We start from the raw sequence: 24,704 nt of genomic DNA, 5'->3' as shown, positions 1-24,704 counted from the left end.
AGGCGCTGAAGACAATGGGCCAGCATTAACCACTATCGCCGGCACTTCGCGGTCGTTTTCAGGTGGAAGGGCCCTACCCGCCTGCCCGGCATAGCGCGTCGGTGCCAAGCGCCACGCGCGATTCGGCGGTCTCGCGGTTGCTGGAGTCGTTGCGCACACCGCGCGTCTCGGTGTTGAAGGCGAGCAGCGTGGCGATGCCGCGATCGGGACACAGGCTGAGATAGGCGCGGAAGCCGTTCTGGTCGCCATTATGGCCGACGACGCGGATGCCCTCGACGCGGTCGATGAAGAAGCTCAGGCCAATTTGGGTGGTCGTGGCCATACGGCCCTGACTGAAATCCTCGCCCGCAGGGAGCTGGGGCTGCCACATCTCGTCGAGCGAGGCGCGCTTGAGGATGAGGTCGTAGTCCGCCTTTCGCATCGCGTCGTTGCCGAGAAGGAAGGCGGCGTATCGCGCCATATCGGGCATCGGCGCGTTGAGGCCGCCATTGGAGACGGTGACGCCGGTATCGGCATCGAACGGCGCGGCGCTGCGCTTGCCGTCGCGGATATAATAGCTGTGCGAACGGTGGCGCAGCAGATGCGGCGGGGTCCGGTCGAAATAGCTGGCGTGCATGCCGAGCGGGCGCAGGATGTTCTTGTCGATATAGACTTCGTAATCCTCGCCCGAGAGGCGCTCGATCACCTGACCCAGATAGACGATGCCGGGGTTGGAATAGCTGTAGCGGCTGCCCGGTTTGAACTGGACTTCGGTATAGGGGAGCATCGCTTCGAGCTGTTTCCAGCTCGGCGGCTCGAACGGCTGCCAGTCCTTGTCGCGCCACGGCCAGGTGCCATTGCGGAAGCCGGCGCTGTGGCTGAGCAGCTGGCGGATCGTGATCGCGCCGGTGTCGCCAAAGGGGTTGTGCACCTTGGCGAGTTCGGGGACGTACTTCACGATCGGATCATCGAGCTTGAGCAGGCCGCGGTCGCGCAGCTGCAGGATCGCGATCCCGGTCATCGTCTTGGTGACCGAGGCCCAGTGATAGATGGTGTTGGCATCCACCGGCACATGGGCGTCGGCGTCCTGCTCGCCGAGATGGTCGGCGGCGAGCGTGCGGCCATTGCGGACAAGATAGAAGCTGCTGCCGGCGATATTGGCGCGCTGGACCTCGGCGCGGTGGAGCTTGCGGAAGTCCGTCAGGGCGCGATCGAGGGGGGCGTCCTGCGCCGCGGCGGGCGCGGCGAGGAGCAGGCAGGCGGCGATGTGGCGGAGCATGGTCCCCCTCAGGACGGTTTGAGCGTGGTGCGCGAAGCCGCAGCCTTATCCACCGCGGCGCGGCTGTAGAGCAAGGGGAGCGTGTCGCCGGCGATCCACGCGCCATATTGGTCGCGATAATGCGGCGAGCGCGGATCGATCGACTGGCCGGGAATGATCAGGATCTGCGAATTGTCCCACGCGCCGACGTCGATCACCTGCTGGTAGCTGGAGCCGCCGCCGACGTTCCAGCCCGGCCCAGAGCCGAGCCAGCGCGCCATCACGGTGAAGCCGTCGCCGCCCGACCCCTGCCCTTCGATCGCCGGGAACGCCCTGGCGATGGCGGGGATGGCGGAGAGCGGGTGGCGCAGCTTGACCTGATGGAGCGTTCCCCAGCGCCACGCGGCGGGATCGGCGCCAAGCAGCTGCTGTGCCGAGGCCCAGCCGGCGACGAGCGCGGCGTCGAGGATCGCGTCGCGGGTGCCCTTGGGATCGGCGCCGAGGCGGGCATCGGGCTTGGCGAGCAGGCCGAGCAGGACCGACGGCGAGATTTCGGTGACGAGGTTCTTCGCACGATCGGGCACGATCGCGGCAAGCATGCGCTTCGACAGGTCGCGCCAGACGGTCTCGAACAAAGCCGCCGGGCCGCTGTTCGCGTCGAGATGCGCGTTCCAGCCGCGGAGCAGGTCGACCGCAGGCTTCACCGCGGCGGAGGGGTTGGCGGGCAGCTGGGCGAGGAACTGCTGCGCCGGCTTGGACAGCGTGTCGTGCTGGAGCGCGACGCTGTCGGCGATGCTGTGCTTGGGCTGCGACGCCAGCACCTCGGCGCAGCGGTCGTAGCGATAGGGCTCACGGAACGAGAAGGCCGGAATGCGGTCGCGCGGCCAGTTATCGGGCAGATTGTTCTGGTTGGCCGAGGCGAACCAGCCTTTCTTCGGGTTATACTCGCTCGGCAGCGCGCTGAAGTTGCGCATGCCGGTCCAGTCGTGGCTGCCGTCGCCGGGCACGGGGAGCAGGCCGTCGCCATCCTTGCGCACCGGGGCGAAGCCGATCACCTGCCAGCCGGTATTCCCCTGAACGTCGGCATAGTGGAAGTTGGTCGGCGACGGGTGCAGCGCGAACGCCTTGCGCAGGCTGACCCAGTCCTTCGACAGGTTGATCGCGATCATCGCGAAGCAATCGGCGGAACCGGGCTGCATCGCGACGGTGGTGAGCACGCTGGCGCGGCGGCGGGCGGGATCGTGCGCGATCACCGGACCCTGAAGGGTGTAGCGATGCGTGACGCTTTCGGCTGCACCATCCTTGACCGGGATCGTCTCCGTGACCGTGTCGAAGCGCTTCCAGCCGCCATTGTGGCGATACTCTTCAGGGTTCTCGGGGTTGAGCTCGAGGATGAACAGGTCACTCTGGTCGATATGGAAGTTGGTGCGGCCAAAGGCGAAGCGGTCGGTATGGCCCTGCATGATGCCGGGCAGCCCGGGCGAGCCGCCGCCGATCACGTCGAGGCCGGGGGCGGTCAGGTGCGCGACATGGCGCGGGCTGAACCCGCCGATCCCGAGATGCGGGTCGTTGGCGAGGATCGGGCGGCCGGTGGTGGTGCGCGAGGGCGACACGGTCCAGGCGTTGCTGCCGGCATTGTTGCGCTCGGCCGACACGGCGTGATCGAGCGAGGAGACGCGCGCAGCGGGTGCGGCGGGATCGGCGGCGGGCGGCGGGCCGCCAAAGGGCAGCCGGCCGATGCGCAGCACGCCGAGATCGGCATCGGTGACCGCGGCGGCGTCGAGGCCCTTGGGGACGGTCATCGTCCAGGCCGGGCGCAGCGGCGCGACCACCGCGTCGAGATCGAGCAGCCCGAGTGCGGCGAGCTGGGCGCGGCGGACGCTGTCGTCGGTATTGCCCTCCGACGCCTCGCGCTGGCGCACCAGATCCTCAAAATCCCATTTGAGCGGGGTGATGCCGAGAATGCCATATTCGAGCGGGAGCTGGCTCGGATCGGCGGTCACCTCATCGACGCGCGCGTTGATCCCGGCGACATAGGCGCGGGCGCAGGCGATCACGTCGGCGGGGACACGCGCCAGTTCGGCATTCAGGTCGCCGCGATAGCGGAACAGGCGGGCGACGCCGTCATGCTTTGCGAATTTCTGGCCGAAAACCTCGGCCAGCCGGCCAAGATCGCGGCGATAGGACAGATCGATCTGGAACAGTCGGTCGCGCGCGACGACATAGCCCTGTCCGAAGAAGGCGTCGGGGATGGTCGCGGCGCGGATATGGGGAATGCCGAACTTGTCGTCGACGATGTCGATCGGCGCGGACAGCCCCGCGACGCTCCGGGTGCCCCCGGTGATCACCGGGGCGAGCCGGAGTGGTGCCCCGACGGCAGGAAGTGCGGCCAGCGCGGCGGTCGAGCCCAACAGAAAGCAACGTCGGTTGAGCATCGGCAAGTTTCCCCCAATATCCGCATGAAGGCGAAAACTGGCCGCGCGCCCGCTGGGTGTCCATGACTCAAGCGTTGGACGCCAATAGACCGGGGTTATGGGTGCGGCATCATTCGCGCGGCGCGTCGGGGCGAGGATGCGCTGCGGCCTGCGCGGCGAGCAGCGTCTCGATCCGGTCGAGGCGCTTAAGGATCAGCTCCTGCTCCTCATGCGTGAAGGCGTCGCGATTCTCGTTCAGGCGGTCGATCAGCCGGACGATAATCATTGGGGCGACACCGAAAATCGAAATATGCATCAGTGCCAGCGCCAGCACGCGCCCGCCCGAGGTCTTGGGCGAGATATCGCCATAGCCGGTCGAGGTCGCGGTGGTGCCCGCCCAATAGAGGCTGTCGAGGAACGGTGCGCTTTCGAGATACATGAACAGCGCCGCCGCGGCGAACAGCAACACCAGATACGCCGCCGCCAGCTCACGCAACGTGTCGGTCGCGGCCTTGAGATTGCGCATTCCCCTACCCCCTGATGACATGCGGGACAAAGCGGGCGCGGTTGCCGGTGATCAGCCCGTCCTCGCGGATGCCCATCCCCGCCGCGACGCCATCGACTACCCAGCAGCCGAGCACCGGATAGCCATTGCCGAAATCGCGCATCGGGAAGAGCTCCTGATACATGGTCAGCCCGTCGCGATATTCGCCCTGCGAGCGCGCCAGCGTCTCGCCGCGCCGGACCACCTCGATATTCGCGCCTTCGCGCGCGAGGAACGGCTTGGCGACATAGCTCTCGCCGATCCGCTCACGCACCACCGAGGCGGCGAGCAGATTGGGATGGCCCGGGAACATCGCCCACAGCACCTGAAGGATCGCCTTATTGCTCCACAGCATCTTCCAGATCGGCTCGATCCAGACGGTCGTCGGCAAATGGCGGATGAGGTCCTGTCCATAGCTTTCGCGGACGAGCCATTCCCATGGATAGAGTTTGAAGATCGCCGAGATCAGCTGATCTTCCTGATCGACGATGCGGCCCTGCGCATCGACGCCGATATCGTCGATCAGCACGGCATGCGTCTCCAGCCCCGCCTGCGCCGCGAGATCGCGCATATAAGTGGTGGTGATCGTATCCTCATGCGCGGCGTCGGCGACATGGGTGAACCAGACGCGCTGGCCAGGCAGACGCGCGCGGAGCGCGGCCCAGCGGCCGATCAGCTTTTCATGCAGGCTGTTATACTGGTCGAGATCGGGGAAGCAGGCTTCCTTCCAGTCCCATTGCACCACCGCCGCTTCGAGCATCGAGGTCGGGGTGTCGCAGTTGAATTCGAACAGCTTGGGATCGTCGTCACCGGTATAGCCGAAGTCGAACCGGCCATAGTTGAGCGCGGGCGGCTCGGCCTTCCACGCGGTGCGGATCGCCTTGTGGCAATATTCGGGGATGCCGAACTGTTCGAGCACGTCGGTTTGGCCGACGATCCACTCGCCGGCCTCCATGAACAGCTGATAGACGGCCTCACTCGCCGCCTCGAACCGCTCGACCTCATCCAGCGTGAAGGAATAATAGGCGCTTTCGTCCCAATAGGGGCCGTCGGCATCGCTGTGCCAGATCAGCCCCTGTTCCTCGACGGCGCCCTGCCAATTGTCGCGCGGGGCGATCGTGTGTCGTTGCATCCGGTCAGGACCTGCCGCCGCCGAAGCTCCGCCCGCTCGACCCGAAGCCGCCGCGCGACACTGCCGCGGACCGGGTCATGCGGGTGCTCGAAGGCGCGGAGGTATAGCTGGCGCCGGGACGCGGCTGATACGACCCCTGACCCGCGTAACGCTTGTCCCGGATCGAATCGCCATAATAGGGGACCGCCGAGCTGCGCCCGAGATAGTACCAGAGGAAGGCGCTGGACCCGCCCCCGCCCGAATAATGGACGCGATCCTTGCTGCACTGGTCGTCGTCGACGCGCTTCCCCTCTTTGTCGACACAGATTGCGGTGTCGCCCGAGGCATAGACATCCTCGTTCCAGTCGTCGCCGCCCGAGCAGCCCGGCAGCGCGATGAGCGCCGCAGCCATCGCGGTAGTCATGGTGAGATGCTTCTTCATGTTCGATCTCCTCGCCGGCCGCTCAGGGGACCATGCACGCTGCCTGGAGGATGCCGATGCCGAGCCCCATGCCGCCAACGAAAATGCCCGAAGAGACGCAGTCCTCCGCGATCTTGTCCGAGATCGATTTGAACAAAAGGCGCGAGATGACGAAGAAGACCGCGAGCTGGACGATCGCGGCGACCGCGCCCCAGAGCAGCATGTCGGGGATGCTGACCGAATTGCCGATCACGATCGCGACCGGGATGGCAAAGCCGAGGAAGGTGCCGGTGAGCTGGGTCGCGGCGGCGCTGTTGCCTTCGCGGATCAGCTTGAATTCGCGGTGCGGCGTAACCGTCACATAAATCAGCAGGAACACGACCGCGAGCGCCACCGCGGCGCCGAAATAGGCCAGAAAATGCGGCAGCGTGCCGATGAAATATTCGAACATGTCTTGCCCTCCCCGTCACGCGGGAACCTCCGCGGCGGCGCTTGTCTATCAAGCGATTTACCGCCGGGGAAGCAGGGACTTGGCGGCCGGGCTCAGCGCCCCGGATCGGTCATCGAGGGCGGGTCGCTGGCGGGGAAGCTGTCGTCGAGCGCGTCGTCCAGCTCCGCCTCGCGCCTGTTGCGGGCGATGCTCGCCTCCATCCGCGCGACCTGTTCGGGGGTGGCGTCTTTCTGGTGGAGCGCCTTCCAGTCGGCATAGGGCATGCCGTAGATCGCCTGACGCGCACTGTCCTTGTTGAGCTGGCCGCGGCTTTCTTCCTCAAGCCAGTCGGCAAGGCAGTTGCGGCAAAAGCCAGCAAGGCCCATCAGTTCGATATTCTCGGCATCGGTGCGATGGCGCAGGTGGCGGACGAGGCGGCGAAAGGCTTCGGCGGCGATCCGGTCGTCGATTCGGTCCAACGTTGTCATTGTTTCGCCTCCACGGTTGTATCGTCCGCATTTGCCGTTAGGGAACGGCCCGCACAAGCCCGCGTTGCGACGATCCGCTCCAGATGGATCGCGAGCGCTGGATGGCGGAACGATTTCGACCCAGCAGCTGGCGGAAACCCCTCCGCCCCCGAAATCGAGTGAGGAGACAAGAACAATGTCGAAGGCGATCCATCCGCGTTCGCGCAAGGTGCGTATCTTGGCGACGCTCGGCCCTGCGAGCAACGCGCCCGAGATGATCGCCGCGCTCTATGCCGCGGGCGCCGACGCCTTCCGCATCAACATGAGCCATGGCGATCAGGCATCGAAGGTGCCGGTGATCGAAGCGATCCGCGCGCTGGAAAAGAGCACCGGCCGCCCGATGACGATCCTCGCCGATCTGCAGGGACCCAAGCTTCGCGTCGGCAAGTTCGCCGACGGCAAGGTGGTGCTGGAAACCGGCGCAACCTTCCGCCTCGACCGCGACAAGACGCCGGGTGATGCAACCCGCGTCGAGCTGCCCCATCGCGAAATCTTTGAAGCAGTGACCGAGGGCGCGCGCCTGCTGCTCGACGACGGCAAGATGGTGCTGCGCGTGACGCGCTATGGCGACGGCTGGATCGAGACGCGGGTCGAGGTCGGCGGCACGCTTTCAAACTCCAAGGGACTCAACGTCCCCGACATGGTCCTGCCGCTGGCAGCATTGACCGAGAAGGACCGCAGCGACCTGGCGTTCGCGGTCGACCAGAAGGTCGACTGGATCGCCCTGTCGTTCGTTCAGCGGCCCGAGGATCTGGCCGAGGCGCGCAAGCTCATCGGCGGCGGCGCGGCCTTGCTCGCCAAGATCGAGAAGCCGAGCGCGGTGACGCGGCTCGAGGAAATCGTCGAGGCGTGCGACGGTGTGATGGTCGCGCGCGGCGATCTGGGCGTCGAACTGCCGCCGCAGAGCGTTCCGCCGATGCAGAAGCGCATCGTCGAGACCGCACGTCGGCTGGGCCGGCCGGTGATCGTCGCGACGCAGATGCTCGAATCGATGATCACTTCGCCCTCCCCGACCCGCGCCGAGGTCTCGGACGTCGCGACCGCGGTGTATGACGGCGCGGACGCGATCATGCTCTCGGCCGAGAGCGCCGCGGGCGAATGGCCGATCGAGTCGGTGACGATGATGGACGCGATCGCGGATTCGGTGGAGCGCGACCCGGCGCATGGCGACCGCGTGCACTTCACCGTGACCCGCCCCGACCCGACGACGGCGGACGCACTGGCCGAAGCGGCCAAGTCGATCGCGGCGACGGTGTCGGCAACCGCGATCATCTGCTTCACCATGTCGGGATCGACCGCGCGCCGCATCGCGCGCGAGCGGCCCGCGGTGCCGATCCTCGTGCTGACCCCGAAGATGGAGACGGCGCGGCGGATGGGCCTGCTGTGGGGCACCCATGCGGTCCACACGCGCGACGTCGATTCGTTCGAGGACATGGTCGCCAAGGCCAAGCGCATGGCGCTGCGTCAGGGTATCGCCAAGGCAGGCGACCGCGTGATCGTGTGCGCGGGCGTTCCGTTCGGCACGCCGGGCTCGACCAACGTGCTGCACGTGGTGCGGATCCTGGGCGACGAGCTGAAGAACCGGGGCTGAGCCCCATAGTTCGGCCTTAACCGAAGCGTTCGGGCATGATGCCTCGCTACGAACCTGCCTTCACCGGGCACGTTCGAATCGAGGAGAAAAGTCATGTTCAAACCCGTCGTTCAGGGCATCGCAGCTGCGCTGGCGCTGGCCGCGGCGCCGTCAGCCGCCGAGGAGGTGACGCGGCTGACCGGCACGCGTGGCGAGCCGGCGCTACTGCTCCGCCACGCTCCGGCGGACGGACCGGCCGTCCTCTATATCCATGGCGCGACCTTCCCGTCGGGGTCGTCGATCGCCTATCGCATCGACGGGCGCAGCTGGATGGACGACCTGCGCGCGCGCGGTTTCGACGTCTGGGCGTTCGACTTTGCGGGCTTTGGCGGATCGGATCGGCCGGCCGCGCCCTATAACGGCGATGCCGGGGATTCGGTGCTCGAGATCGAACGCGTGGTCCGCCACATCCTGCGCCAGTCGGGCCGCAAGCGGCTGTCGCTGATCGCGCATTCGCGTGGGTCGCTGCCCGCCGGCATGTTCGCCGCGCGGCACCCCGAACGGGTCGAGCGACTGGTGCTGTTCGGCCCGGTCGCGCTGCGCCACGAGCCCGCCGAGCCGGTACCGACGGCCCCGACCTATCCGGTGACCGCCGAAGATCAGTGGAACGGATTCCAATGGGGTGTCCCTGCCGGGGAGACCGTCATCGCGCGCGAACGGTTCGAGGTCTGGGCGCATGATTATCTCGCCACGGACCCGACCAGCGGGTCGCGCACCCCGCCATCGGTGCTGGTGCCGTCGGGACCGCAGCGTGACCTGGCCGCCGCATGGGCGGGGCATTATCCCTATGACCCGACCGCGATCCGTGCGCCGACCCTGATCGTGCGGGGAGAATGGGATCCGGTCACGACGGATGCGGATGCGGCATGGCTGTTCGCGCGGCTTTCAGGCGTTCCCGGCGGCGCGCGCGACGTCAGGCTGCCCGGCGGGGCGCATCGCATGCATCTCGAGACCCGCCGGCAGGCGTTGTTCGATGCGGTCGGCGCGTTTCTGGCCGAGCTCAGCCCGGCAGATCGAGCCGCGACAATTCCGCCCGGCACGCCGCCACATCGGTGAAACGGAGCTGGGGCCCATCCCGAGCGACGCGCTCAGGAAGCGGGCCGGACGGGCGATGGCGGGGGGCGGTCACCGGACCGCCCCCCGCAACCGTGTCAGTTGAGGTTGTTCGCCGCGTCGATGGCGCGGTTGTAATAGTCGATCATCGAGTTGCGATCGTCCGCGTCGCCATCCTCGCGCAATTCGCGATACTTGCCGACCAGGCTGGTCAGATAGTCCGCGACCTGTCCGTGATAGATCAGGCTGCGGGTGCGGTCGGCATCGCCGCCGCCCGCCTTGGCCTTTTCGGTTTCGGCCCGCAGATCGCTCAGGGTCTTCTCCAGCACGGTGATCTGGGCATTGCCCTTGGCGATCACCGCAGGGTCCTTGAGATCCTCGGGCTTGTTGAACAAATTGACCAGATCCTCGGCCTGACGCAGCGCGGTCTTGCTGTTGAACGACAGAAGATCGCCCTTGGCCTTGAATTCGGCGATCATTTTCTCGTCGCGCGCGCGCTGCAGAATCGTGATCTGGGCGTCGAATGCATGCAGTGCATCCAGCGCGCGCGTGAAGTCGGCCCGCATCGGTGCGTCCTCGGCCTTGCCGCGCGCCAGCGCATCATCCTTGTACGCCTTGGAATCATAATAGATCTTCAGAGCGTCGAGCCGCTTGAGCAGCGGATCGAGCGTATCGCGCAGCGCTTTGGCCGCGGCATCCGCCTTGCCCAGATCGCCCGGGCTCTCGATCGCCTTGTTCAGCGCATCGCGGCCCTGCGAAACCCAGCCGTCGGTGATGGAGACATTGTCGCTGCCGGCCTTTTTCGAGACGTTGGCGTCCTCGTACCGCTTGGCAGTTTCAGTGAGGCCAAAGGTGCCGATCAGCTTGTTATACGCCTGAGTATAAGCAGCGAGCTTCGCGTTTTCCTGCGAACCGGCTTCGGTTACCGCTTCAGCGTCTCCGCCGACGGCAGCCGTCGAATTGTTTCCGCCGACGCCGCCATTGCAGGCCGCCAGTGCCAGCAATGCCGCCGGTGCACCGATCTTGAAAATACTCATACCCGTCTCCTGATAGCGTCAGACGGGCACTTCTTATTGATCAGGCGTGAAGCGGCAAACCCAAATCGGCAAGTTCGCTGCGAGTGGAGGCGGTATCGGTGAAATGGATCGAGTGGATACCGAGCGCGCGGGCGGCCAGCACATTCGCCTCATTGTCGTCGATGAACACCGCCTCGTGCGGCTGCAGACCGAAGCGGTCGAGCGCGAGGTGATAGATTGCGGGATCGGGCTTCACCAGCTTCTCATCGCCCGAGACGACGATCTCACGGAAACGATCGAACAGCCCGGTCCATTCGGCGCGGAAGGGCGGCCAGAATTCGTGGCTGAAGTTGGTGATTGCGAACAGCGGCACCCCCGCCGAATCGAGGTCGCCGACGAGGTCGTGCATGCCGGGCACCGGCCCGCCGATGCTTTCGTTGAAGCGCGGCTGCCAGGCGGCGATCAGATCGGCATGCTGCGGATACAGCGCGGTCAGCTCCGCCGAGGTGTCGGCGAAGTCGCGGCCCTCGTCATGCTGGAAATGCCATTCCAGCGTGACGACGTCATCCAGAAACGCTGCGAGCGCCCGATCGTCACCGATCAGGCGCTCGTAGAGAAAACGCGGATGCCAGGTGAAAAGGACGTTGCCGATATCGAAGATAGCGGCGCGGACCCCTCCCATGGCAGGCTTCAGCCCTGGCGGGCCTTGAAGCGACGCTGCGTCTTGTTGATCACATAGACACGGCCGCGACGACGGATCACGCGGTTGTCACGGTGGCGCCCCTTGAGCGACTTCAGGCTGTTCACGATCTTCATGACCGGTCTCTACTATCTCGAATTGTGTGGCTGGTGCCGGAAAGAGGGGCTCGCCTAGAGGTCGATCCCGGGGAAGTCAAGGCGAGCATGGCAGAAACCCACGCCAAACCGCTGTCAAAAGGCTTGGCAGCGGAACCCTCGCGCGCGTAACCATGTTGACCGCGTTAGGCCGTTCGTTGCGAACGGCAGGAGGAGTATTTCCGATGAAGACCCGCGTCCTGATCGCCCTGACCGCCGTGGCCGCACTGGCCGGCGGTTGTTCGACCACCGGAGGCGGGCGCGCAGCGCCGGTCGAGGCGACTCGCTATCATCTGTCGCAACCGATCCCGCCCGGGACCGTCGCTGTGCAGGCGGGGGCCGGGCAGCTCGCCGGACCGGAATTCCGCATCTATGCCAACGCTGTGACAAGCGAGTTCGAGCGTCTGGGCTTCGCGCCGGCAGCACCGGGCGGCACCGCCGACTATGCCGCTGCAGTCAGCTTCACCCGCACCGATCGCGGTCAGGTCCGCACCCGCCCGCCCGTGACGATCGGGATCGGTGGCGGCAGCTTTGGCGGCAATGTCGGCGTGGGCGGCGGCGTGAGTACCGGCATCGGCGGCAAGACCCGCACCGTCTATGGCATGGAACTCTCCGTCCAGATCCGCCGCCATGGCGACAACACCGTCGTGTGGGAAGGCAAGGCGATCACCGAGACGCTGAGCGGCGCGCCCGGCGCGCAGCCGGACGATGGCGCGGCCAGACTAGCCGCGGCCCTGTTCAAGGAGTTTCCGGGTCAATCCGGCATCACGACCACGGTGAAGTAACCGCCCTTCCCTTTTCTCCAGATCAGCAACGGTGACATGAGCATTCAGATCAACGCCGCGTTCGACAGCGGCAACATTCGCCTGACCGGGATCGACGGCGATACCGTCAACCTCGAGATCGTCCCCGATCACCTGTCCGAATTCTACCAGTGGTTCCACTTCCGCGTCGCGGGTGCGCGCGGGCGGCGGCTGACCTTCCGCATCACCAATGCCGGCGGATCGGCCTATGCGTTCGGCTGGCCGGGCTACAAGGCGCGGGTGAGCAGCGACCGCGAGGCGTGGCGGATGACCGATGGCGACTATGCCGACGGGGTGTTCAGCTTCAGCCATGAATTCGACGGCGATGTGGCATGGTTCGCCTATTTCGCCCCCTATTCGATGGAGCGCCACGCCGACCTGATCGCGCGCATGGCCGCGCAGCCGGGCGTGACGCATCGCGAGATCGGCGTGACGCTCGACGGGCGCGCGCTCGACCTGCTGACGCTGGGCGACGGGCCGAAGCAGGTGTGGCTCTATGCCCGCCAGCATCCGGGCGAATCGATGGCCGAATGGTGGATGGAAGGCGCGCTGGAGAAGCTCACCGACCCCGATGACGCGAACGCCAAAGCGCTGCGGGCCAAGGCGACCTTCCACATCGTCCCCAATATGAACCCCGACGGCAGCTTCCGCGGGCATCTGCGCACCAACGCCGCGGGCGTGAACCTCAACCGCGAATGGCATTCGCCGACGCTGGAGAAGAGCCCCGAGGTCCTCCACGTCCGCAATGCGATGGATGCGACCGGCGTCGACTTTGCGATGGACGTGCATGGCGACGAAGCGATCCCCGCCAACTTCATCGCCGGGTTCGACGGCATCCCAAGCTGGACCGCGGAACTGGGCGCGAAATACGACGAATATGGCAAGCGGCTGGCCGCCGCGACCCCGCTGTTCCAGCTCGAAAAGGGCTATGACAAGGCGGCGCCGGGACAGGCGAACCTGTCGATGTCGACCAACCAGCTCGCCGAGCGCTTCGGCGCAGTGTCGATGACGCTGGAAATGCCGTTCAAGGATCACGACCCCAGCCCCGATGCCGAATATGGCTGGTCGCCCGAGCGCAGCAAGGCGCTGGCGCATGCCTGCCTCGATACGCTGGCGGGCTTCATCGACGAGGTGTGACGATGCGGTGGGGCGCGATCGCACTGGCACTGATCGCGCCCGCAACCGCGCCGGCGCAGGAAATGCGGACGTTCGACCGGCCCTTCATCGCGCCTGACGGCAGCCGGCGGGTCGCGCAGATCGGCACCCTGGACGAGGGAATACTCGATCCGCATCCGGCGCTGGTGCGCCGGGCCGACTATGATTCGCTGAACTCCACGATGGACACCGGCGCTTTTCCGGTTCCGGCGCGCGGCGACGAGGAACCGGTGGAATTGCGCGTGGTGGTGGACATCGATGCAGCGGGGAGGCCCGCAGCATGCAGCATGCTGCGCCCGAGCGGCCAGCCCGCTTTCGATGCGCATGCCTGTCCGCACCTGATGCAACATCTGCGTCATACCCCGGCGCTGGATTGGCAGGGCAAGCGAACCACCGACCGGCTGACGATGCGCGTCAGCTATTATTTCATGGTGATTCCGGTCGCACCCCCGCTCGTCCGCATAATGCCGTCGGCAATATCGCGGGACTCCAGGCCCGTGCCGGTCCGCCCGATCGATGCCGCAGGCGCCGGGCTGATCGGAAGCGACGTGCCGGGCCGCGTCACAGGCGTCAGCGGAGGGTTGAGGGTGGAAGCGGACGGCCGGGTCAGCGCGTGCACGCTGGTCGGCGCGACGCGAGTCGATACCGTCGACCTGCGGATCTGCCAGCGCCTGCGCGACTGGCCGTTCGCACCTGCAGTGGACCGGGCAGGACGCCCGATCGCCGCACGCTATAGTTTCCGGGTGACACGATGAATATCCACGAAGGAAAACTCGACGACCCGCAGGTGATCGGCCTGCTGGAAATCCATGCCGGAGGAATGCTCGCCAACTCGCCGCCGGGGACCTGCCATTTCCTCGACCTGTCGGGGCTGAAGACGCCGGATATCACCTTCCTGTCGGCATGGGACGGCGAGGCGCTGCTGGGGATCGGCGCGGTCAAGGCGCTGGACAGCGAGAGCGGCGAGATCAAGTCGATGCGGACCGCGGAAGCGGCGCTGGGGCGCGGTGTTGGTACCGCGATTCTGCAGCACATCATCGGGCTGGCGCGGACGCGCGGCTATACAGCGCTCAAGCTGGAGACCGGGACCGGGGCCGCGTTCGATGCGGCACACACGCTGTATGCGCGGCATGGCTTTGTCCCCTGCCCACCCTTTGCCGATTATGAGGCGACCGACTTCAATCGCTTCTTCGTGCTGCCGCTCGTCTCCTAATCGCGCATTAGGGATAGGTGTTGGCGGGCGATTGACGCACGCCCGCTATTTGCCCCGATGGGCCATCGGGGATAGCGATGAAGGAAATCATGTTCGGCGGCGTCGCGATCGCATTGGCGGCGGGCGCCTATTTCCATGGACCGGTCAAAGGCGGCGAGACCTATGATCGCTCCCCGGCCGAAGTGTATCGTATCGTCGAAGCAACCCCCCTGCCCTCGATGTTCGACAAGATGGTGTACAACCAGCGCGGCGGCGCGGTGACGCGTGGCGGCGAGCCCGAAAAGTCGATGATCTGGTATTTTCACGCCAACGGGAAACAGGTCGCGAAATACACCGTGGGCATCGCGCCTTCGGGCGCTGACAAGACGCGGGTCACGACCGATTTCGAGATGAGCGACGGCGCCGAGCAGGTGCTGAGCAAAGGCTTCGCGCTCTCCGGCGCCGATCAGTATAAGGTGATCGGCCGGGTATCGATGAACGAGCAGATCGATTCACGGCTCGACAAGCGCCCGTTCGATTCGGGGAAGATCGCCGAAGCGATGTCGGCCTATGTCCTCACCAACATGAACAAGATTCAGGGTCAGGCGATCGAGTCGATGGACAAGGCCGCAACCGAGCTCAGGAAGATGGACGCCCAGCACGACTATCAGCGGGCGCAGGCGGAGAACCGCAAGTACAAGCCCGGTGAACCGATGGTGCGCTGATCCCGGCACAAGGCCGGGATGACGGGTATCAGTTCCAGTAGTCGAGCATGTCGGCGGTGATCCAGCCGTTGACGTAGTTCAGATAGAAGAGCCCGAACAGCACGGTCGCGACCATCGTGGTGCGCAGCGCGATCTTTGCCGCGGGGAAATGTTGCGGGGCGCTTTCGGCCTGGCCCCTGACCAGCGGCTCCCCCGCTTCGACGCTGGTGCGCGTGTGGAAGGGCAGCACCAGGAACAGCGCCAGGAACCAGAACAGGAAATAGATCGCCAGCGCGCTGGGCCAGTTCATGTGCCTTAAACCTCGATCAGCAGGACATCGACGACCGGCTTCTTGCCAGTCCACTTCACGGCCACGCGACGCGTGGCGAGCCGAACGGCCTCACGCAGTTTCTCGCGGTCGCCGCCTTTGAAGCCCGACACCGCCTTCGCGGCGGCCTCTGCGGCTTCCTCCAGATACGGCTCGCGGTCTTCTTCGACGGGAACGCCCTGGATCCGCACTTCCGGCGTTCCGGCGAGTTTTCCGCTCGCCTTGAGGGCAACCGCGACCGACATCTGGCCATAGAGGCCGAGCTTGCGGCGCTCGTTCATCGTCGAGCCGTCGGCGGGAAGGATCACGTCGCCGTCGAGGACGAGACGGCCCGCAGGGGCGTGGCCGAGCTTTTCGGGCTTGCCGGGGGCGAGACGGATGATCTCGCCATTGGTCTGCACCACGGCGCCGGGGATGCCCTGTTCGATCCCGAAGCGCGCCTGTTCGGCGATGTGGCGCATCTCGCCATGGACCGGGACGAGGATCTCCGGACGGATCCAGCGATACATCTCGGCAAGCTCGGGGCGGCCGGGATGGCCCGAGACATGGACGAAAGCCTGACGGTCGGTGACCATCTCGACGCCCTTGGTCGCGAGCGCATTCATGATGCGGCCGATCGCCAGCTCGTTGCCCGGGATCTGCTTGGACGAGAAGATCACGCGATCGCCCTTGTCGAGCTTGAGCTGGTGCGTGCCGTCGGCAATGCGCGCGAGCGCGGCGCGCGGCTCGCCCTGTCCGCCGGTGGCGACGATCATCACCTTGTCGCGCGGAAGCGTCATCGCGGTGTCGAAATCGACCGTCTCGGGGAAGTTGCGGAGATAGCCGGTGGCTTTCGCCACGCGCAGGATGCGGTCGAGCGAACGCCCGGCGACGCACATGGCGCGACCGGTGTCGCGCGCCGCCTCGCCCAGCGTCTGCAGCCGGGCGGCGTTGGAGGCGAAGGTGGTGACGAGGACGCGGCCCTTCGCGCCGGCGATGACCTTGTCGAGGCCCTCGCGAACCTCCTGCTCCGAACCCGAGGCTTCGGGATTGAAGACGTTGGTCGAGTCGCAGACGAGCGCAAGCACGCCCTCGTCGCCGATCTCGGTCAGCTCTTCTGCGGTCGAGGGCGAACCCATCACGGGGGTGTCGTCGATCTTCCAGTCGCCGGTGTGGAACACGCGGCCATAGGGCGTGTCGATGAGGACGGCGTTGCCCTCAGGGATCGAATGGGCGAGCGGGACGTAGCGGATGCCGAACGGGCCGAGCTCGAACGTCTCTTCCTCACGCACGACATTGAGTTCGACGCGCTCGGTGAGGCCTTCCTCATCGAGCTTGCCATGGATCAGGCCAGCGGTGAACGGGGTCGCGTAGAGCGGAACGCCGAGGTCGCCCGCGAGATAGGGCAGCGCGCCGATATGATCTTCATGCCCATGCGTCAGCACGATGCCGAGCAGGTCGTCGAGCCGCTCTTCGATGAACTGGAGGTCGGGCAGGATCAGGTCGATGCCGGGATAATCGGGATTGCCGAAGATCACCCCGCAATCGACCATGATCCACTTGCCGCGGCACCCATAGAGATTGACGTTCATGCCGATCTCGCCGGAACCGCCGAGCGCGAGGAAGAGAAGTTCGTTGCCGGGGGTCATCTGATCTTTCGTTATCTCAAGCTGCCGGCGCATGCCGCGCGAGCACCGCCATCCGTTCCTCACCCGTCACCCCGGCCTTGTGCCGGGGTCCACCGGGAGGCCAGCAATGCGCAAGAGGTGTGAGTTTAGCGCGTAAGGACAAGTGGACCCCGGCACAAGGCCGGGGTGACGATAGTGGGGGTGTATACGGGCTAGCTACGCCGGCGTTCCCACAGGATCGCGAGGCCCTGAATGGTGAGGTCCGGCTCGATCACGTCGAACACGTCGGTGTTCTTCTCGAACAGGATCGCGAGACCGCCGGTGGCGATGACCTTAACCGGTCGGCCGATCTGCGCCTTTACACGCGCGAGCAGGCCTTCGATCATCGCGATATAGCCCCAGTAGATGCCAATCTGCATCTGGTCCGCGGTGTTGAGGCCGATCACGCTGGCCGACTGCGGCGCCTCGATCGCGACGCGGGGGAGCTTGGCGGCGGCGCTGACGAGGGCGTCGAGCGAGAGATTGATGCCCGGGGCGATGATCCCGCCTTTGTAGTTGCCTTCATAGTCCGCGACTTCAAAGGTCGTCGCGGTGCCGAAATCGATGACGATCAGGTCGCCGGGGTGCTTGTCGTGCGCAGCGATGATGTTGAGCGCCCGATCGGCGCCCATGCTCTGGGGCTCTTCGACATCCAGCCGGATCGGCCAGCCATCCTTGCCCGCGATCACCGCGTCGGTCTTGAAATATTTGCTCGCCAGCACCTGAAGATTGTGGAGTGCGCGCGGGACGACGGTGCCGACGATCACGCCGGTGACGTCGCTGCGGTCGAACCCCTCGAGCGCGAGCAACTGGCTAAGCCACACCGCATATTCGTCGGCGGTGCGGCGCGGATCGGTGGCGATGCGCCAGCGCGCGCGGATCTCGCGCCCCTCTAGCAGCGCGAAGACGACATTGGTGTTGCCAGCGTCGATGGCGAGCAGCATCCGGGAACCCCCTTAAATCAGGAACACGTCGCCGGCGTGAATGACACGGCGTACGCCGCTCGCCAAGCGCAGGATGAGCGCGCCGTCGCCGGTGAGGCCGTCGAACAGCCCGTCGATCGCCTCGCCATCGGGCAGACGCGCGGTGAGCGCGGTGCCGGGCGCGTGCGCGCGATCGAGCCAGCGCAGGCGGACGGGATCGAGTCCCTCCTGCCGCCAGCGCGACAGCCAGCGCGCGAAGCTGTCGGCGAGAACGTCGAGAAAGGTAGCAGGATCGACCGGCGCGCCCTGTGCCGCGAGGCTGGTGGTGGGGCGATCGGACAGGTCGGGATGATAGGCGAGGTTGACGCCGATGCCGATGATGATCGCGTCGTTCGCGCGTTCGAGCAGGATGCCCGAGAGCTTGGCGCCGTGGATCAACAGGTCGTTGGGCCATTTGATCGCGGCACCCGCGGGCAGGAACACGCGGACGGCCTCTTCCAGCGCGACCGCGGCGACGAGAGCGAGGGTGGCCGCAGGCGGATCGGCGGGGCGCTGGCGGACAAGCGTGCTGGCGTAGAGGTTGCCGGGAGGCGAGTCCCACGGCCGGCCCTGGCGCCCCTTGCCGCCGGTCTGGCGCTCGGCGCGGAGCCAGCTGCCCTCACCCGCGCCCGCCGAGGCGAGCGCGAGCATATCGGCATTGGTCGAGCCGGTCTGCGCGACCGTGCGGATCAGGCCGGTCAGAACAGCGTCTTCGCCGCTGCCAGCGACCAGGCACTGAGCACCGGAATCAGCAGATAACCGAGCGGCGAGACGAACAGCGCGGCAGCGGCGATCAGGCCGCCCTCGACCGGGTTGCTCTCACGGCCGAACTCCGGTGCCGGCGCGTCGAAGTACATCGTCTTGACGACCTTAAGGTAATAGAAGGCGCCGATCACCGAGGCCGCGATACCGATCGCCGCGAGCCAGAACAGCCCAGCCTCGACCGCCGCCCAGAACACCGCGAACTTGGCCCAGAAGCCGAACAGCGGCGGGATGCCCGCGAGGCTGAACATGAAGATCGCCAGCGCCGCCGCCAGCGCCGGGCGCGTGCGCGACAGGCCCGACAGGCTGGCGATGGTCTCGACCGGCTTGCCGTCGGCATCGCGCATCTGAAGCACGACGAGGAAGCTGCCCAGCGTCATCACGACATAGATGGTGAGATAGGTCAGCACGCCGGCCACGCCATCCGCGGTGCCCGCGGCGAGGCCGATCAGCGCGAAGCCGACATTGTTGATCGAGGAGTAGGCGAGCAGACGCTTGATGTTGGTCTGGCCGATCGCGGCGACCGCGCCGAGCACGATCGAGGCGAGCGCGGCGAAGACGACGATCTGGCGCCAGTCGCTGGTCACCGGGCCCATTGCCTCGATCGCGACGCGGACAGCGAGCGCGATGGCGGCAACCTTGGGCGCCGAGGCGAAGAAGGTGGTCACCGGGGTCGGCGCGCCCTCGTAAACGTCGGGGGTCCACATGTGGAACGGGACCGCCGACATCTTGAACGCGAAGCCGGCAAACATGAAGACGAGACCGAACAGCAGGCCGATCTTGGTGCTGCCCTGCGCACCGGCATAGGCGGTGGCGATATCGCCGAAGATGGTGGTGCCGCTGAAGCCGTACACCAGGCTGATGCCATAGAGCAGGATGCCCGAGGCGAGCGAGCCGAGGATGAAATACTTCAGGCCCGCTTCGGCCGAGCGCACATCGCGGCGCACGAAGCTGGCGAGGACGTACGACGCGAGGCTGTTGAGCTCGAGCCCCACATAGAGCGTCAGCATGTCGTTGGCCGAGACCATCATGCCCATGCCCGCGGTCGCGAACAGGATCAGGATGGGATATTCGGGACGCAGATCTTCACCCGCGGTCCGCGCGAAGAAGCGCGGGGCGATGATGATCGAGATCGCCGCGGCGAAGAAGATCAACGCCTTGGCATAGGCGCCGAACAGGTCGGCCTTGTACAGCTCGTGGAAGGCGAGGCCGCCATTGGAGGCTGGACCAGTGAGCGCGATGCCCGCCCCGATCAGCACCAGCACCGCGACCCAGCTCACCAGACGAGACACCGCCTGGCCACCCCAGGCGGCGACCATCAGCAGCGCGAGACCACCGACCGAGAGAACGACCTCGGGCAGGACCTTCGTGATTTCAGCTGCGTAATCCATCAGTGCGCCGCCCCCTTGGCAGCTTCGCCGTGTCCGGCGGATTTGTGTTCAGCGGCGTGCGCGGCGGCCGGGTTGCCCGGCGTTGGCAGGCTGTCGCCCGCGGGCTTGGCGCGGTCGATCCGCTCCAGCAGCAGCGCGACGTCGTTGCGCATCGGCGCGAGGAAGCTTTCGGGATAGACACCCATCCACAGCACCACCGCAGCGAGCGGAGCGAGCAACGCCATCTCACGCTTGTTGAGGTCGGGCATCGCCTTGACGTCGTCCTTGACCAGATCGCCGAATACGACGCGCCGGTAGAGGTAGAGCATATAGGCGGCGCCGAGGATGATGCCGGTGGTGGCGATCAGCGTGACCAGCGTCGACACCTGATACGCGCCCATCAGCGCGAGCAGTTCGCCGACGAAGTTGCTGGTGCCCGGGAGGCCGACCGACGCCATGGTGAACAGCATGAACAGCACGGCGTATTTGGGCATATTGATCGCGAGGCCGCCGTAACGGTCGATTTCGCGAGTATGCAGGCGATCGTAGATGACGCCGACGCAGAGGAACAGCGCGCCCGACACCAGACCGTGGCCCAGCATCACCATCATCGCGCCTTCGATACCCTGACGGTTGAAGGTGAACAGACCGATGGTGACGATCGCCATGTGGGCGACCGACGAATAGGCGATCAGCTTCTTCATGTCGTTCTGGACGAGCGCGATCAGGCTGGTGACCACCACCGCGATGCACGACAGGCCGAACACCAGCCAGATCAGCTGCGCCGAGGCTTCGGGGAACATCGGCAGGCTGAAGCGCAGGAAGCCGTAGCCGCCGAGCTTCAACAGCACGCCCGCGAGGATCACCGAACCCGCGGTCGGCGCCTGAACGTGCGCGTCGGGAAGCCAGGTGTGGACCGGCCACATCGGCATCTTGACCGCGAACGAGGCAAAGAAGGCGAGCCATAGCCATGTCTGGACATGCGCCGGGAAGTCATACGCCATCAGATCGGGGATGTAGGTCGTGCCCGCGGTGATGGTCATATACATCATCGCGATCAGCATCAGCACCGAGCCGAGCAACGTGTAGAGGAAGAATTTATACGACGCGTAGATGCGGTTCGCCCCGCCCCAGATGCCGATGATCAGGAACATCGGGATCAGGCCAGCTTCGAAGAACACGTAGAACAGGAAGATATCCTGCGCCGCGAAGGTGCCGATCATCAGCACTTCGGTGATCAGGAACGCCGCCATATATTCCTGGACGCGATCGGTGATCGCTTCCCAGCTGGCGCCGATGCAGATCGGCATCAGGAACACCGAGAGCATGATCAGCAGCAGCGCGAAGCCGTCGATGCCGAGCGCCCAGGCGAAGCGCCCGAAGACCGGCGTGTATTCGACGAACTGCCACTGCGGCCCGCCAATCTCGAAATTGGCCCAGAGCACCCCGCCGAGCGCAAGATCGATCAGCGTCGCGCCGAGCGCGATCCAGCGCGCCTGACTGGCGTTGACGAACAGGCAGATCAGCGCCGCGGCGAGCGGCACGATGAGCATGAGGGAGAGAATACCGCTCATCGCGCGATCACCCAGGTAACGGCTGCCGTCAGGCCGATCAGCATGACGAACGCATAGCTATAGACATATCCGGACTGGAGCTTGCCGGTCAGCACGCTGCCGAGCTTGACGACGGCCGCCGAACCATTGGGCCCGAAGCGGTCGATCGTGCCCTCGTCGCCCTTCTTCCAGAAGAGGCGGCCGAACCAGAAAGCAGGCTTCACGAAGAGCGCGTTGTAGAGCTCGTCGAAATACCATTTGTTGAGCAGGAACTTGTACAGCAGCCCGAAGGTCGCGGTGAAGCGCGCCGGGATGGTGGGCGACTTGATGTACGCCACCCATGCGCCGAACAGGCCGAGCAGCATCACGATCGTCGCCGAGAGCTTCACCCACAGCGGCACTTCATGCATCGCGTGCGCGAGATGCTCGTCGAACGCGACAGCGCCCTTCCAGAAGATCTCGCCAGCCTCGGGCTGGATGAAGAACTTGTTGAAGGCGAACCCGGCAAAAACCGCACCGACCGACAGCAGCAGCAGCGGGATCAACATCGGCAGCGGGCTTTCGTGCGGCTTGTAGCCGCCGGTACCGTCGCCATGGGCGTCGTGCGCGTGATGATCGTCGTGACCATGCGCGTGGTCGTCATGGCCGTGCGAGTCATGCCCATGTGAATCGTGGATCGCGTGCTGGATATGCTCCGACTGCGTCCAGCGCGGCTTGCCCCAGAAGGTCAGGAACATCAGGCGCCAGCTGTAGAAGCTGGTGAGCAAGGCGGCGAACACGCCGACCCAGAAGGCACCCTGCCCGCCCCCGCCGGCGGCATAGGCCGCCTCGAGGATCGCGTCCTTCGAGTGGAAGCCGGCGAAACCGGCATGGAGCCAGTAGATGCCGACGCCGGTGATCGCGAGCGTGCCCGCCATCATCGTCCAGAAGGTGACCGGGATGTGTTTCCGCAGGCCGCCATAATAGCGCATGTCCTGCTCGTGGTGCATCGCATGGATCACCGAGCCGGCACCGAGGAACAGCAGCGCCTTGAAGAAGGCGTGGGTGAAGAGGTGGAACATCGCGGCGCCGTACATGCCGACGCCGGCGGCGAAGAACATGTAGCCGAGCTGCGAACAGGTCGAATAGGCGATGACGCGCTTGATGTCGGTCTGGGTCGTGCCCACCGTCGCGGCGAACAGACAGGTCGCGGCGCCGATGAAGGTGATGAAGCCCAGAGCCACCGGCGACTGTTCGAACAGCGGCGACAGGCGGCAGACCATGAACACACCCGCGGTGACCATCGTCGCGGCGTGGATCAGCGCCGACACCGGGGTCGGGCCTTCCATCGCGTCGGGCAACCAGGTGTGGAGGCCGAGCTGCGCCGACTTGCCCATCGCGCCGACGAACAGCAGCAGGCAGAGCACAGTCAGCGTGTCGAAGCGGTAGCCGAGGAAACCGATCGTGCTGCCGGCATGGTTCGGCGCGGCGGCGAGGATCTCGGGGATCGAGATCGTGCCGAACACCAGGAACACGCCGAAGATGCCGAGCATGAAGCCCAAGTCACCAACGCGGTTGACCACGAATGCCTTGATCGCGGCGGCGTTGGCCGAGGGCTTCTTGAACCAGAAGCCGATCAGCAAATAGCTCGCGAGACCGACGCCTTCCCAGCCGAAAAACATCTGAAGCAGATTGTCCGCGGTCACGAGCATCAGCATCGCGAAGGTGAACAGCGAGAGGTACGCGAAGAAGCGCGGCTGATCGGGATCCTCGTCCATGTACGACCAGCTGTAGAGGTGGACCAGCGCCGAGACGCTCGTCACCACCACCAGCATCACCGCAGTGAGACTGTCGACGCGCAGCGCCCAGGATACGTTGAGGCTGCCCGAATGCATCCAGGTCAGCACCTGAACCACCTGAGGCTCCGCCGTGCCGCTGAGATACGGGATGAAGGTCATCCAGCTGAGCGCGGCGGCAATGAACAGCGCCCCGGTGGTCACGACCTTGGGGAAGAACGTGCCGAACGCGCGGTTGCTAAAGCCCGCGACGATCGCTGCCAGCAGCGGCAGGAAAACGATGAAATGGATCGAAGACATCAGCCCTTCATCCGATTGACGTCGTCGACCGAGATCGTGCCGCGGCCGCGGAAATAGATGACGAGGATGGCGAGGCCGATCGCGGCCTCACCCGCGGCGACGGTCAGCACGAACATCGCGAAGATCTGGCCGACCAGATCGCCGAGATAGGACGAGAACGCCACGAGGTTGAGGTTCACCGACAGCAGGATCAGCTCGATCGCCATCAGGATGACGATGAGGTTCTTGCGGTTGAGGAAGATGCCGAGCACCCCCATCGTGAACAGGATCGCGCTGACGACCAGATAGTGTGTCAGACCGATCACAGCTCTATCCCCTGCCCGACGGGCTGATTGACCTTGCGGATGGCATCCTCCGAACGGCGGCTGACCTGCTTCCAGATATTCTGCTTCATCACCCCGCCGCGCTGGCGGTGGGTGAGGACGATCGCACCGATCATCGCGACGAGCAGAACGAAGCCGGCGGCCTCGAACACATAGAGATAGCGGCTGTAGAGCAGCAGCCCCATCGCCTTAATATTGGGCACCTGACCCAGCGCGGTATCCGCGTCGATCGGAGCGATGCGGCTGGCGAGATCGACCCCGCCCGCGCTCCATGCGCCGACGCCGATAATGACCTCAGCCAGCAGGACGACCGCGAGCGCAAGGCCGAACATCGCGTAGCGGACGAAGCCCGCGCGCAGCTCGGCGAAGTCGATGTCGAGCATCATCACGACGAACAGGAACAGCACCGCGACCGCGCCGACATAGACGATGACGAGCAGCATCGCGATGAACTCGGCACCGGCGATGACCATCAGGCCCGCGGCGTTGAAGAAGGCGAGGATCAGCCACAGCACCGAATGGACCGGGTTGCGCGCGGAGATCGTCATCGCGGCGGCGAGGATGACCACCGCGGCGAACATGTAGAAGGCGATTGCCTGGATCACGGAATCAAG

The 24,704-nt window shown here is 65.7% G+C and carries 26 protein-coding genes; 7 read left to right on the top strand and 19 right to left on the bottom strand.

Going from position 1 to position 24,704, the window contains the following annotated elements:
* Positions 1-73: 73 nt before the first annotated feature.
* The 7 genes from AC07NK_RS17210 to AC07NK_RS17180 all read right to left on the bottom strand — a co-directional run bounded on the left by AC07NK_RS17210 (position 74) and on the right by AC07NK_RS17180 (position 6,645).
* Positions 74-1,258 (bottom strand): serine hydrolase domain-containing protein, encoded by a 1,185-nt coding sequence (locus AC07NK_RS17210; protein ID WP_495171834.1) that lies wholly within the window; start codon positions 1,256-1,258, stop codon positions 74-76.
* An 8-nt stretch (positions 1,259-1,266) separates the two neighbouring features.
* Positions 1,267-3,648: a penicillin acylase family protein gene (locus tag AC07NK_RS17205; RefSeq protein ID WP_495171833.1), complete on the bottom strand. Its 2,382-nt coding sequence runs from the start codon at positions 3,646-3,648 to the stop codon at positions 1,267-1,269.
* A 133-nt stretch (positions 3,649-3,781) separates the two neighbouring features.
* Complete coding sequence (locus AC07NK_RS17200) at positions 3,782-4,177, bottom strand: potassium channel family protein (RefSeq protein ID WP_495171832.1); 396 nt, start codon at positions 4,175-4,177, stop codon at positions 3,782-3,784.
* A 4-nt stretch (positions 4,178-4,181) separates the two neighbouring features.
* On the bottom strand, positions 4,182-5,327 hold the full coding sequence (locus tag AC07NK_RS17195) for a glutathionylspermidine synthase family protein (RefSeq protein ID WP_495171831.1): 1,146 nt from the start codon (positions 5,325-5,327) through the stop codon (positions 4,182-4,184).
* Positions 5,328-5,331: 4 nt separating this feature from the next.
* Positions 5,332-5,748, bottom strand: coding sequence for a hypothetical protein (locus AC07NK_RS17190; protein WP_495171830.1), 417 nt, complete (start codon positions 5,746-5,748; stop codon positions 5,332-5,334).
* Positions 5,749-5,770: 22 nt separating this feature from the next.
* Complete coding sequence (locus tag AC07NK_RS17185; protein ID WP_495171829.1) at positions 5,771-6,178, bottom strand: DUF350 domain-containing protein; 408 nt, start codon at positions 6,176-6,178, stop codon at positions 5,771-5,773.
* 92 nt (positions 6,179-6,270) lie between these two features.
* The gene (locus tag AC07NK_RS17180; protein WP_495171828.1) at positions 6,271-6,645 is read right to left on the bottom strand and encodes a DUF1244 domain-containing protein; all 375 of its coding nucleotides are present in this window, start codon (positions 6,643-6,645) and stop codon (positions 6,271-6,273) included.
* A 175-nt stretch (positions 6,646-6,820) separates the two neighbouring features.
* Between AC07NK_RS17180 and pyk the strand changes: the two genes are divergently transcribed.
* Complete coding sequence (pyk, locus tag AC07NK_RS17175; RefSeq protein WP_495171827.1) at positions 6,821-8,275, top strand: pyruvate kinase; 1,455 nt, start codon at positions 6,821-6,823, stop codon at positions 8,273-8,275.
* A 93-nt stretch (positions 8,276-8,368) separates the two neighbouring features.
* Positions 8,369-9,370, top strand: coding sequence for an alpha/beta hydrolase (locus AC07NK_RS17170; protein WP_495171826.1), 1,002 nt, complete (start codon positions 8,369-8,371; stop codon positions 9,368-9,370).
* A 95-nt stretch (positions 9,371-9,465) separates the two neighbouring features.
* Here AC07NK_RS17170 and AC07NK_RS17165 read toward each other — a convergent pair whose 3' ends face one another.
* The 3 genes from AC07NK_RS17165 to ykgO are packed head-to-tail and all read right to left on the bottom strand — an operon-like array spanning position 9,466 to position 11,199.
* Complete coding sequence (locus AC07NK_RS17165) at positions 9,466-10,404, bottom strand: DUF3829 domain-containing protein (protein WP_495171825.1); 939 nt, start codon at positions 10,402-10,404, stop codon at positions 9,466-9,468.
* 40 nt (positions 10,405-10,444) lie between these two features.
* Complete coding sequence (locus AC07NK_RS17160) at positions 10,445-11,065, bottom strand: HAD family hydrolase (protein ID WP_495171824.1); 621 nt, start codon at positions 11,063-11,065, stop codon at positions 10,445-10,447.
* 8 nt (positions 11,066-11,073) lie between these two features.
* A complete protein-coding gene (gene ykgO / locus AC07NK_RS17155; RefSeq protein WP_066575973.1) occupies positions 11,074-11,199 on the bottom strand; it encodes a type B 50S ribosomal protein L36 in 126 nt (41 codons plus the stop codon).
* A 203-nt stretch (positions 11,200-11,402) separates the two neighbouring features.
* On the opposite strand from ykgO, the gene AC07NK_RS17150 reads away from it, so the two are divergent.
* The 5 genes from AC07NK_RS17150 (at position 11,403) to AC07NK_RS17130 (ending at position 15,092) form a co-directional block, all read left to right on the top strand.
* Positions 11,403-12,002 (top strand): DUF4136 domain-containing protein, encoded by a 600-nt coding sequence (locus AC07NK_RS17150; RefSeq protein ID WP_495171823.1) that lies wholly within the window; start codon positions 11,403-11,405, stop codon positions 12,000-12,002.
* 36 nt (positions 12,003-12,038) lie between these two features.
* Complete coding sequence (locus AC07NK_RS17145; RefSeq protein WP_495171822.1) at positions 12,039-13,157, top strand: M14 family metallopeptidase; 1,119 nt, start codon at positions 12,039-12,041, stop codon at positions 13,155-13,157.
* A 2-nt stretch (positions 13,158-13,159) separates the two neighbouring features.
* Entirely contained in the window at positions 13,160-13,930 is a 771-nt protein-coding gene (locus AC07NK_RS17140) for a hypothetical protein (RefSeq protein WP_495171821.1), read from the top strand.
* The gene (locus tag AC07NK_RS17135) at positions 13,927-14,388 is read left to right on the top strand and encodes a GNAT family N-acetyltransferase (protein ID WP_495171820.1); all 462 of its coding nucleotides are present in this window, start codon (positions 13,927-13,929) and stop codon (positions 14,386-14,388) included. Before AC07NK_RS17140 ends, AC07NK_RS17135 begins: the two co-directional genes overlap by 4 nt.
* A 77-nt stretch (positions 14,389-14,465) precedes the next feature.
* Entirely contained in the window at positions 14,466-15,092 is a 627-nt protein-coding gene (locus AC07NK_RS17130; RefSeq protein WP_495171819.1) for a hypothetical protein, read from the top strand.
* 28 nt (positions 15,093-15,120) lie between these two features.
* Here the strand turns inward: AC07NK_RS17130 and AC07NK_RS17125 are convergent, their stop codons facing one another.
* The 9 genes from AC07NK_RS17125 to AC07NK_RS17085 all read right to left on the bottom strand — a co-directional run bounded on the left by AC07NK_RS17125 (position 15,121) and on the right by AC07NK_RS17085 (position 24,695).
* The gene (locus tag AC07NK_RS17125) at positions 15,121-15,381 is read right to left on the bottom strand and encodes a DUF1467 family protein (RefSeq protein ID WP_495171818.1); all 261 of its coding nucleotides are present in this window, start codon (positions 15,379-15,381) and stop codon (positions 15,121-15,123) included.
* 5 nt (positions 15,382-15,386) lie between these two features.
* Positions 15,387-17,027: a ribonuclease J gene (locus AC07NK_RS17120; protein WP_495171817.1), complete on the bottom strand. Its 1,641-nt coding sequence runs from the start codon at positions 17,025-17,027 to the stop codon at positions 15,387-15,389.
* Between the two features lie 191 nt (positions 17,028-17,218).
* Complete coding sequence (locus tag AC07NK_RS17115; RefSeq protein ID WP_495171816.1) at positions 17,219-17,989, bottom strand: type III pantothenate kinase; 771 nt, start codon at positions 17,987-17,989, stop codon at positions 17,219-17,221.
* 12 nt (positions 17,990-18,001) lie between these two features.
* On the bottom strand, positions 18,002-18,700 hold the full coding sequence (locus AC07NK_RS17110; RefSeq protein ID WP_495171990.1) for a biotin--[acetyl-CoA-carboxylase] ligase: 699 nt from the start codon (positions 18,698-18,700) through the stop codon (positions 18,002-18,004).
* Between the two features lie 5 nt (positions 18,701-18,705).
* Positions 18,706-20,160 carry an NADH-quinone oxidoreductase subunit NuoN gene (gene nuoN / locus AC07NK_RS17105; RefSeq protein ID WP_495171815.1) on the bottom strand — a complete coding sequence of 485 codons (1,455 nt, stop codon included), beginning with the start codon at positions 20,158-20,160 and terminating at the stop codon, positions 18,706-18,708.
* Positions 20,160-21,713 carry an NADH-quinone oxidoreductase subunit M gene (locus tag AC07NK_RS17100; protein ID WP_495171814.1) on the bottom strand — a complete coding sequence of 518 codons (1,554 nt, stop codon included), beginning with the start codon at positions 21,711-21,713 and terminating at the stop codon, positions 20,160-20,162. The genes nuoN and AC07NK_RS17100 overlap by 1 nt, the downstream gene beginning before the upstream one ends.
* A complete protein-coding gene (gene nuoL / locus AC07NK_RS17095; RefSeq protein ID WP_495171813.1) occupies positions 21,710-23,767 on the bottom strand; it encodes an NADH-quinone oxidoreductase subunit L in 2,058 nt (685 codons plus the stop codon). Before nuoL ends, AC07NK_RS17100 begins: the two co-directional genes overlap by 4 nt.
* A complete protein-coding gene (gene nuoK, locus AC07NK_RS17090; RefSeq protein ID WP_066575999.1) occupies positions 23,767-24,072 on the bottom strand; it encodes an NADH-quinone oxidoreductase subunit NuoK in 306 nt (101 codons plus the stop codon). Before nuoK ends, nuoL begins: the two co-directional genes overlap by 1 nt.
* The gene (locus AC07NK_RS17085; protein WP_495171812.1) at positions 24,069-24,695 is read right to left on the bottom strand and encodes an NADH-quinone oxidoreductase subunit J; all 627 of its coding nucleotides are present in this window, start codon (positions 24,693-24,695) and stop codon (positions 24,069-24,071) included. Before AC07NK_RS17085 ends, nuoK begins: the two co-directional genes overlap by 4 nt.
* Positions 24,696-24,704 lie beyond the last annotated feature (9 nt).

Source organism: Sphingomonas sp. GW821-FHT09B04, assembly GCF_059418285.1.
This window is presented reverse-complemented; position numbering and strand designations above follow the sequence as displayed.

Bases quoted from the DNA above. Each gene is read 5' to 3' on its own strand.
- ykgO (WP_066575973.1), bottom strand. From the start codon at position 11,199: ATGAAGATCGTGAACAGCCTGAAGTCGCTCAAGGGGCGCCACCGTGAC.
- pyk (WP_495171827.1), top strand. From the start codon at position 6,821: ATGTCGAAGGCGATCCATCCGCGTTCGCGCAAGGTGCGTATCTTGGCG.
- AC07NK_RS17180 (WP_495171828.1), bottom strand. From the start codon at position 6,645: ATGACAACGTTGGACCGAATCGACGACCGGATCGCCGCCGAAGCCTTT.
- AC07NK_RS17140 (WP_495171821.1), top strand. From the start codon at position 13,160: ATGCGGTGGGGCGCGATCGCACTGGCACTGATCGCGCCCGCAACCGCG.
- AC07NK_RS17210 (WP_495171834.1), bottom strand. From the start codon at position 1,258: ATGCTCCGCCACATCGCCGCCTGCCTGCTCCTCGCCGCGCCCGCCGCG.
- AC07NK_RS17125 (WP_495171818.1), bottom strand. From the start codon at position 15,381: ATGAACTGGCCCAGCGCGCTGGCGATCTATTTCCTGTTCTGGTTCCTG.
- AC07NK_RS17100 (WP_495171814.1), bottom strand. From the start codon at position 21,713: ATGAGCGGTATTCTCTCCCTCATGCTCATCGTGCCGCTCGCCGCGGCG.
- AC07NK_RS17195 (WP_495171831.1), bottom strand. From the start codon at position 5,327: ATGCAACGACACACGATCGCCCCGCGCGACAATTGGCAGGGCGCCGTC.
- AC07NK_RS17145 (WP_495171822.1), top strand. From the start codon at position 12,039: ATGAGCATTCAGATCAACGCCGCGTTCGACAGCGGCAACATTCGCCTG.
- AC07NK_RS17170 (WP_495171826.1), top strand. From the start codon at position 8,369: ATGTTCAAACCCGTCGTTCAGGGCATCGCAGCTGCGCTGGCGCTGGCC.
- nuoL (WP_495171813.1), bottom strand. From the start codon at position 23,767: ATGTCTTCGATCCATTTCATCGTTTTCCTGCCGCTGCTGGCAGCGATC.
- AC07NK_RS17120 (WP_495171817.1), bottom strand. From the start codon at position 17,027: ATGACCCCCGGCAACGAACTTCTCTTCCTCGCGCTCGGCGGTTCCGGC.
- AC07NK_RS17160 (WP_495171824.1), bottom strand. From the start codon at position 11,065: ATGGGAGGGGTCCGCGCCGCTATCTTCGATATCGGCAACGTCCTTTTC.
- AC07NK_RS17200 (WP_495171832.1), bottom strand. From the start codon at position 4,177: ATGCGCAATCTCAAGGCCGCGACCGACACGTTGCGTGAGCTGGCGGCG.
- nuoN (WP_495171815.1), bottom strand. From the start codon at position 20,160: ATGGATTACGCAGCTGAAATCACGAAGGTCCTGCCCGAGGTCGTTCTC.
- AC07NK_RS17185 (WP_495171829.1), bottom strand. From the start codon at position 6,178: ATGTTCGAATATTTCATCGGCACGCTGCCGCATTTTCTGGCCTATTTC.
- AC07NK_RS17135 (WP_495171820.1), top strand. From the start codon at position 13,927: ATGAATATCCACGAAGGAAAACTCGACGACCCGCAGGTGATCGGCCTG.
- AC07NK_RS17165 (WP_495171825.1), bottom strand. From the start codon at position 10,404: ATGAGTATTTTCAAGATCGGTGCACCGGCGGCATTGCTGGCACTGGCG.
- AC07NK_RS17150 (WP_495171823.1), top strand. From the start codon at position 11,403: ATGAAGACCCGCGTCCTGATCGCCCTGACCGCCGTGGCCGCACTGGCC.
- AC07NK_RS17130 (WP_495171819.1), top strand. From the start codon at position 14,466: ATGAAGGAAATCATGTTCGGCGGCGTCGCGATCGCATTGGCGGCGGGC.
- AC07NK_RS17190 (WP_495171830.1), bottom strand. From the start codon at position 5,748: ATGAAGAAGCATCTCACCATGACTACCGCGATGGCTGCGGCGCTCATC.
- AC07NK_RS17115 (WP_495171816.1), bottom strand. From the start codon at position 17,989: ATGCTGCTCGCCATCGACGCTGGCAACACCAATGTCGTCTTCGCGCTG.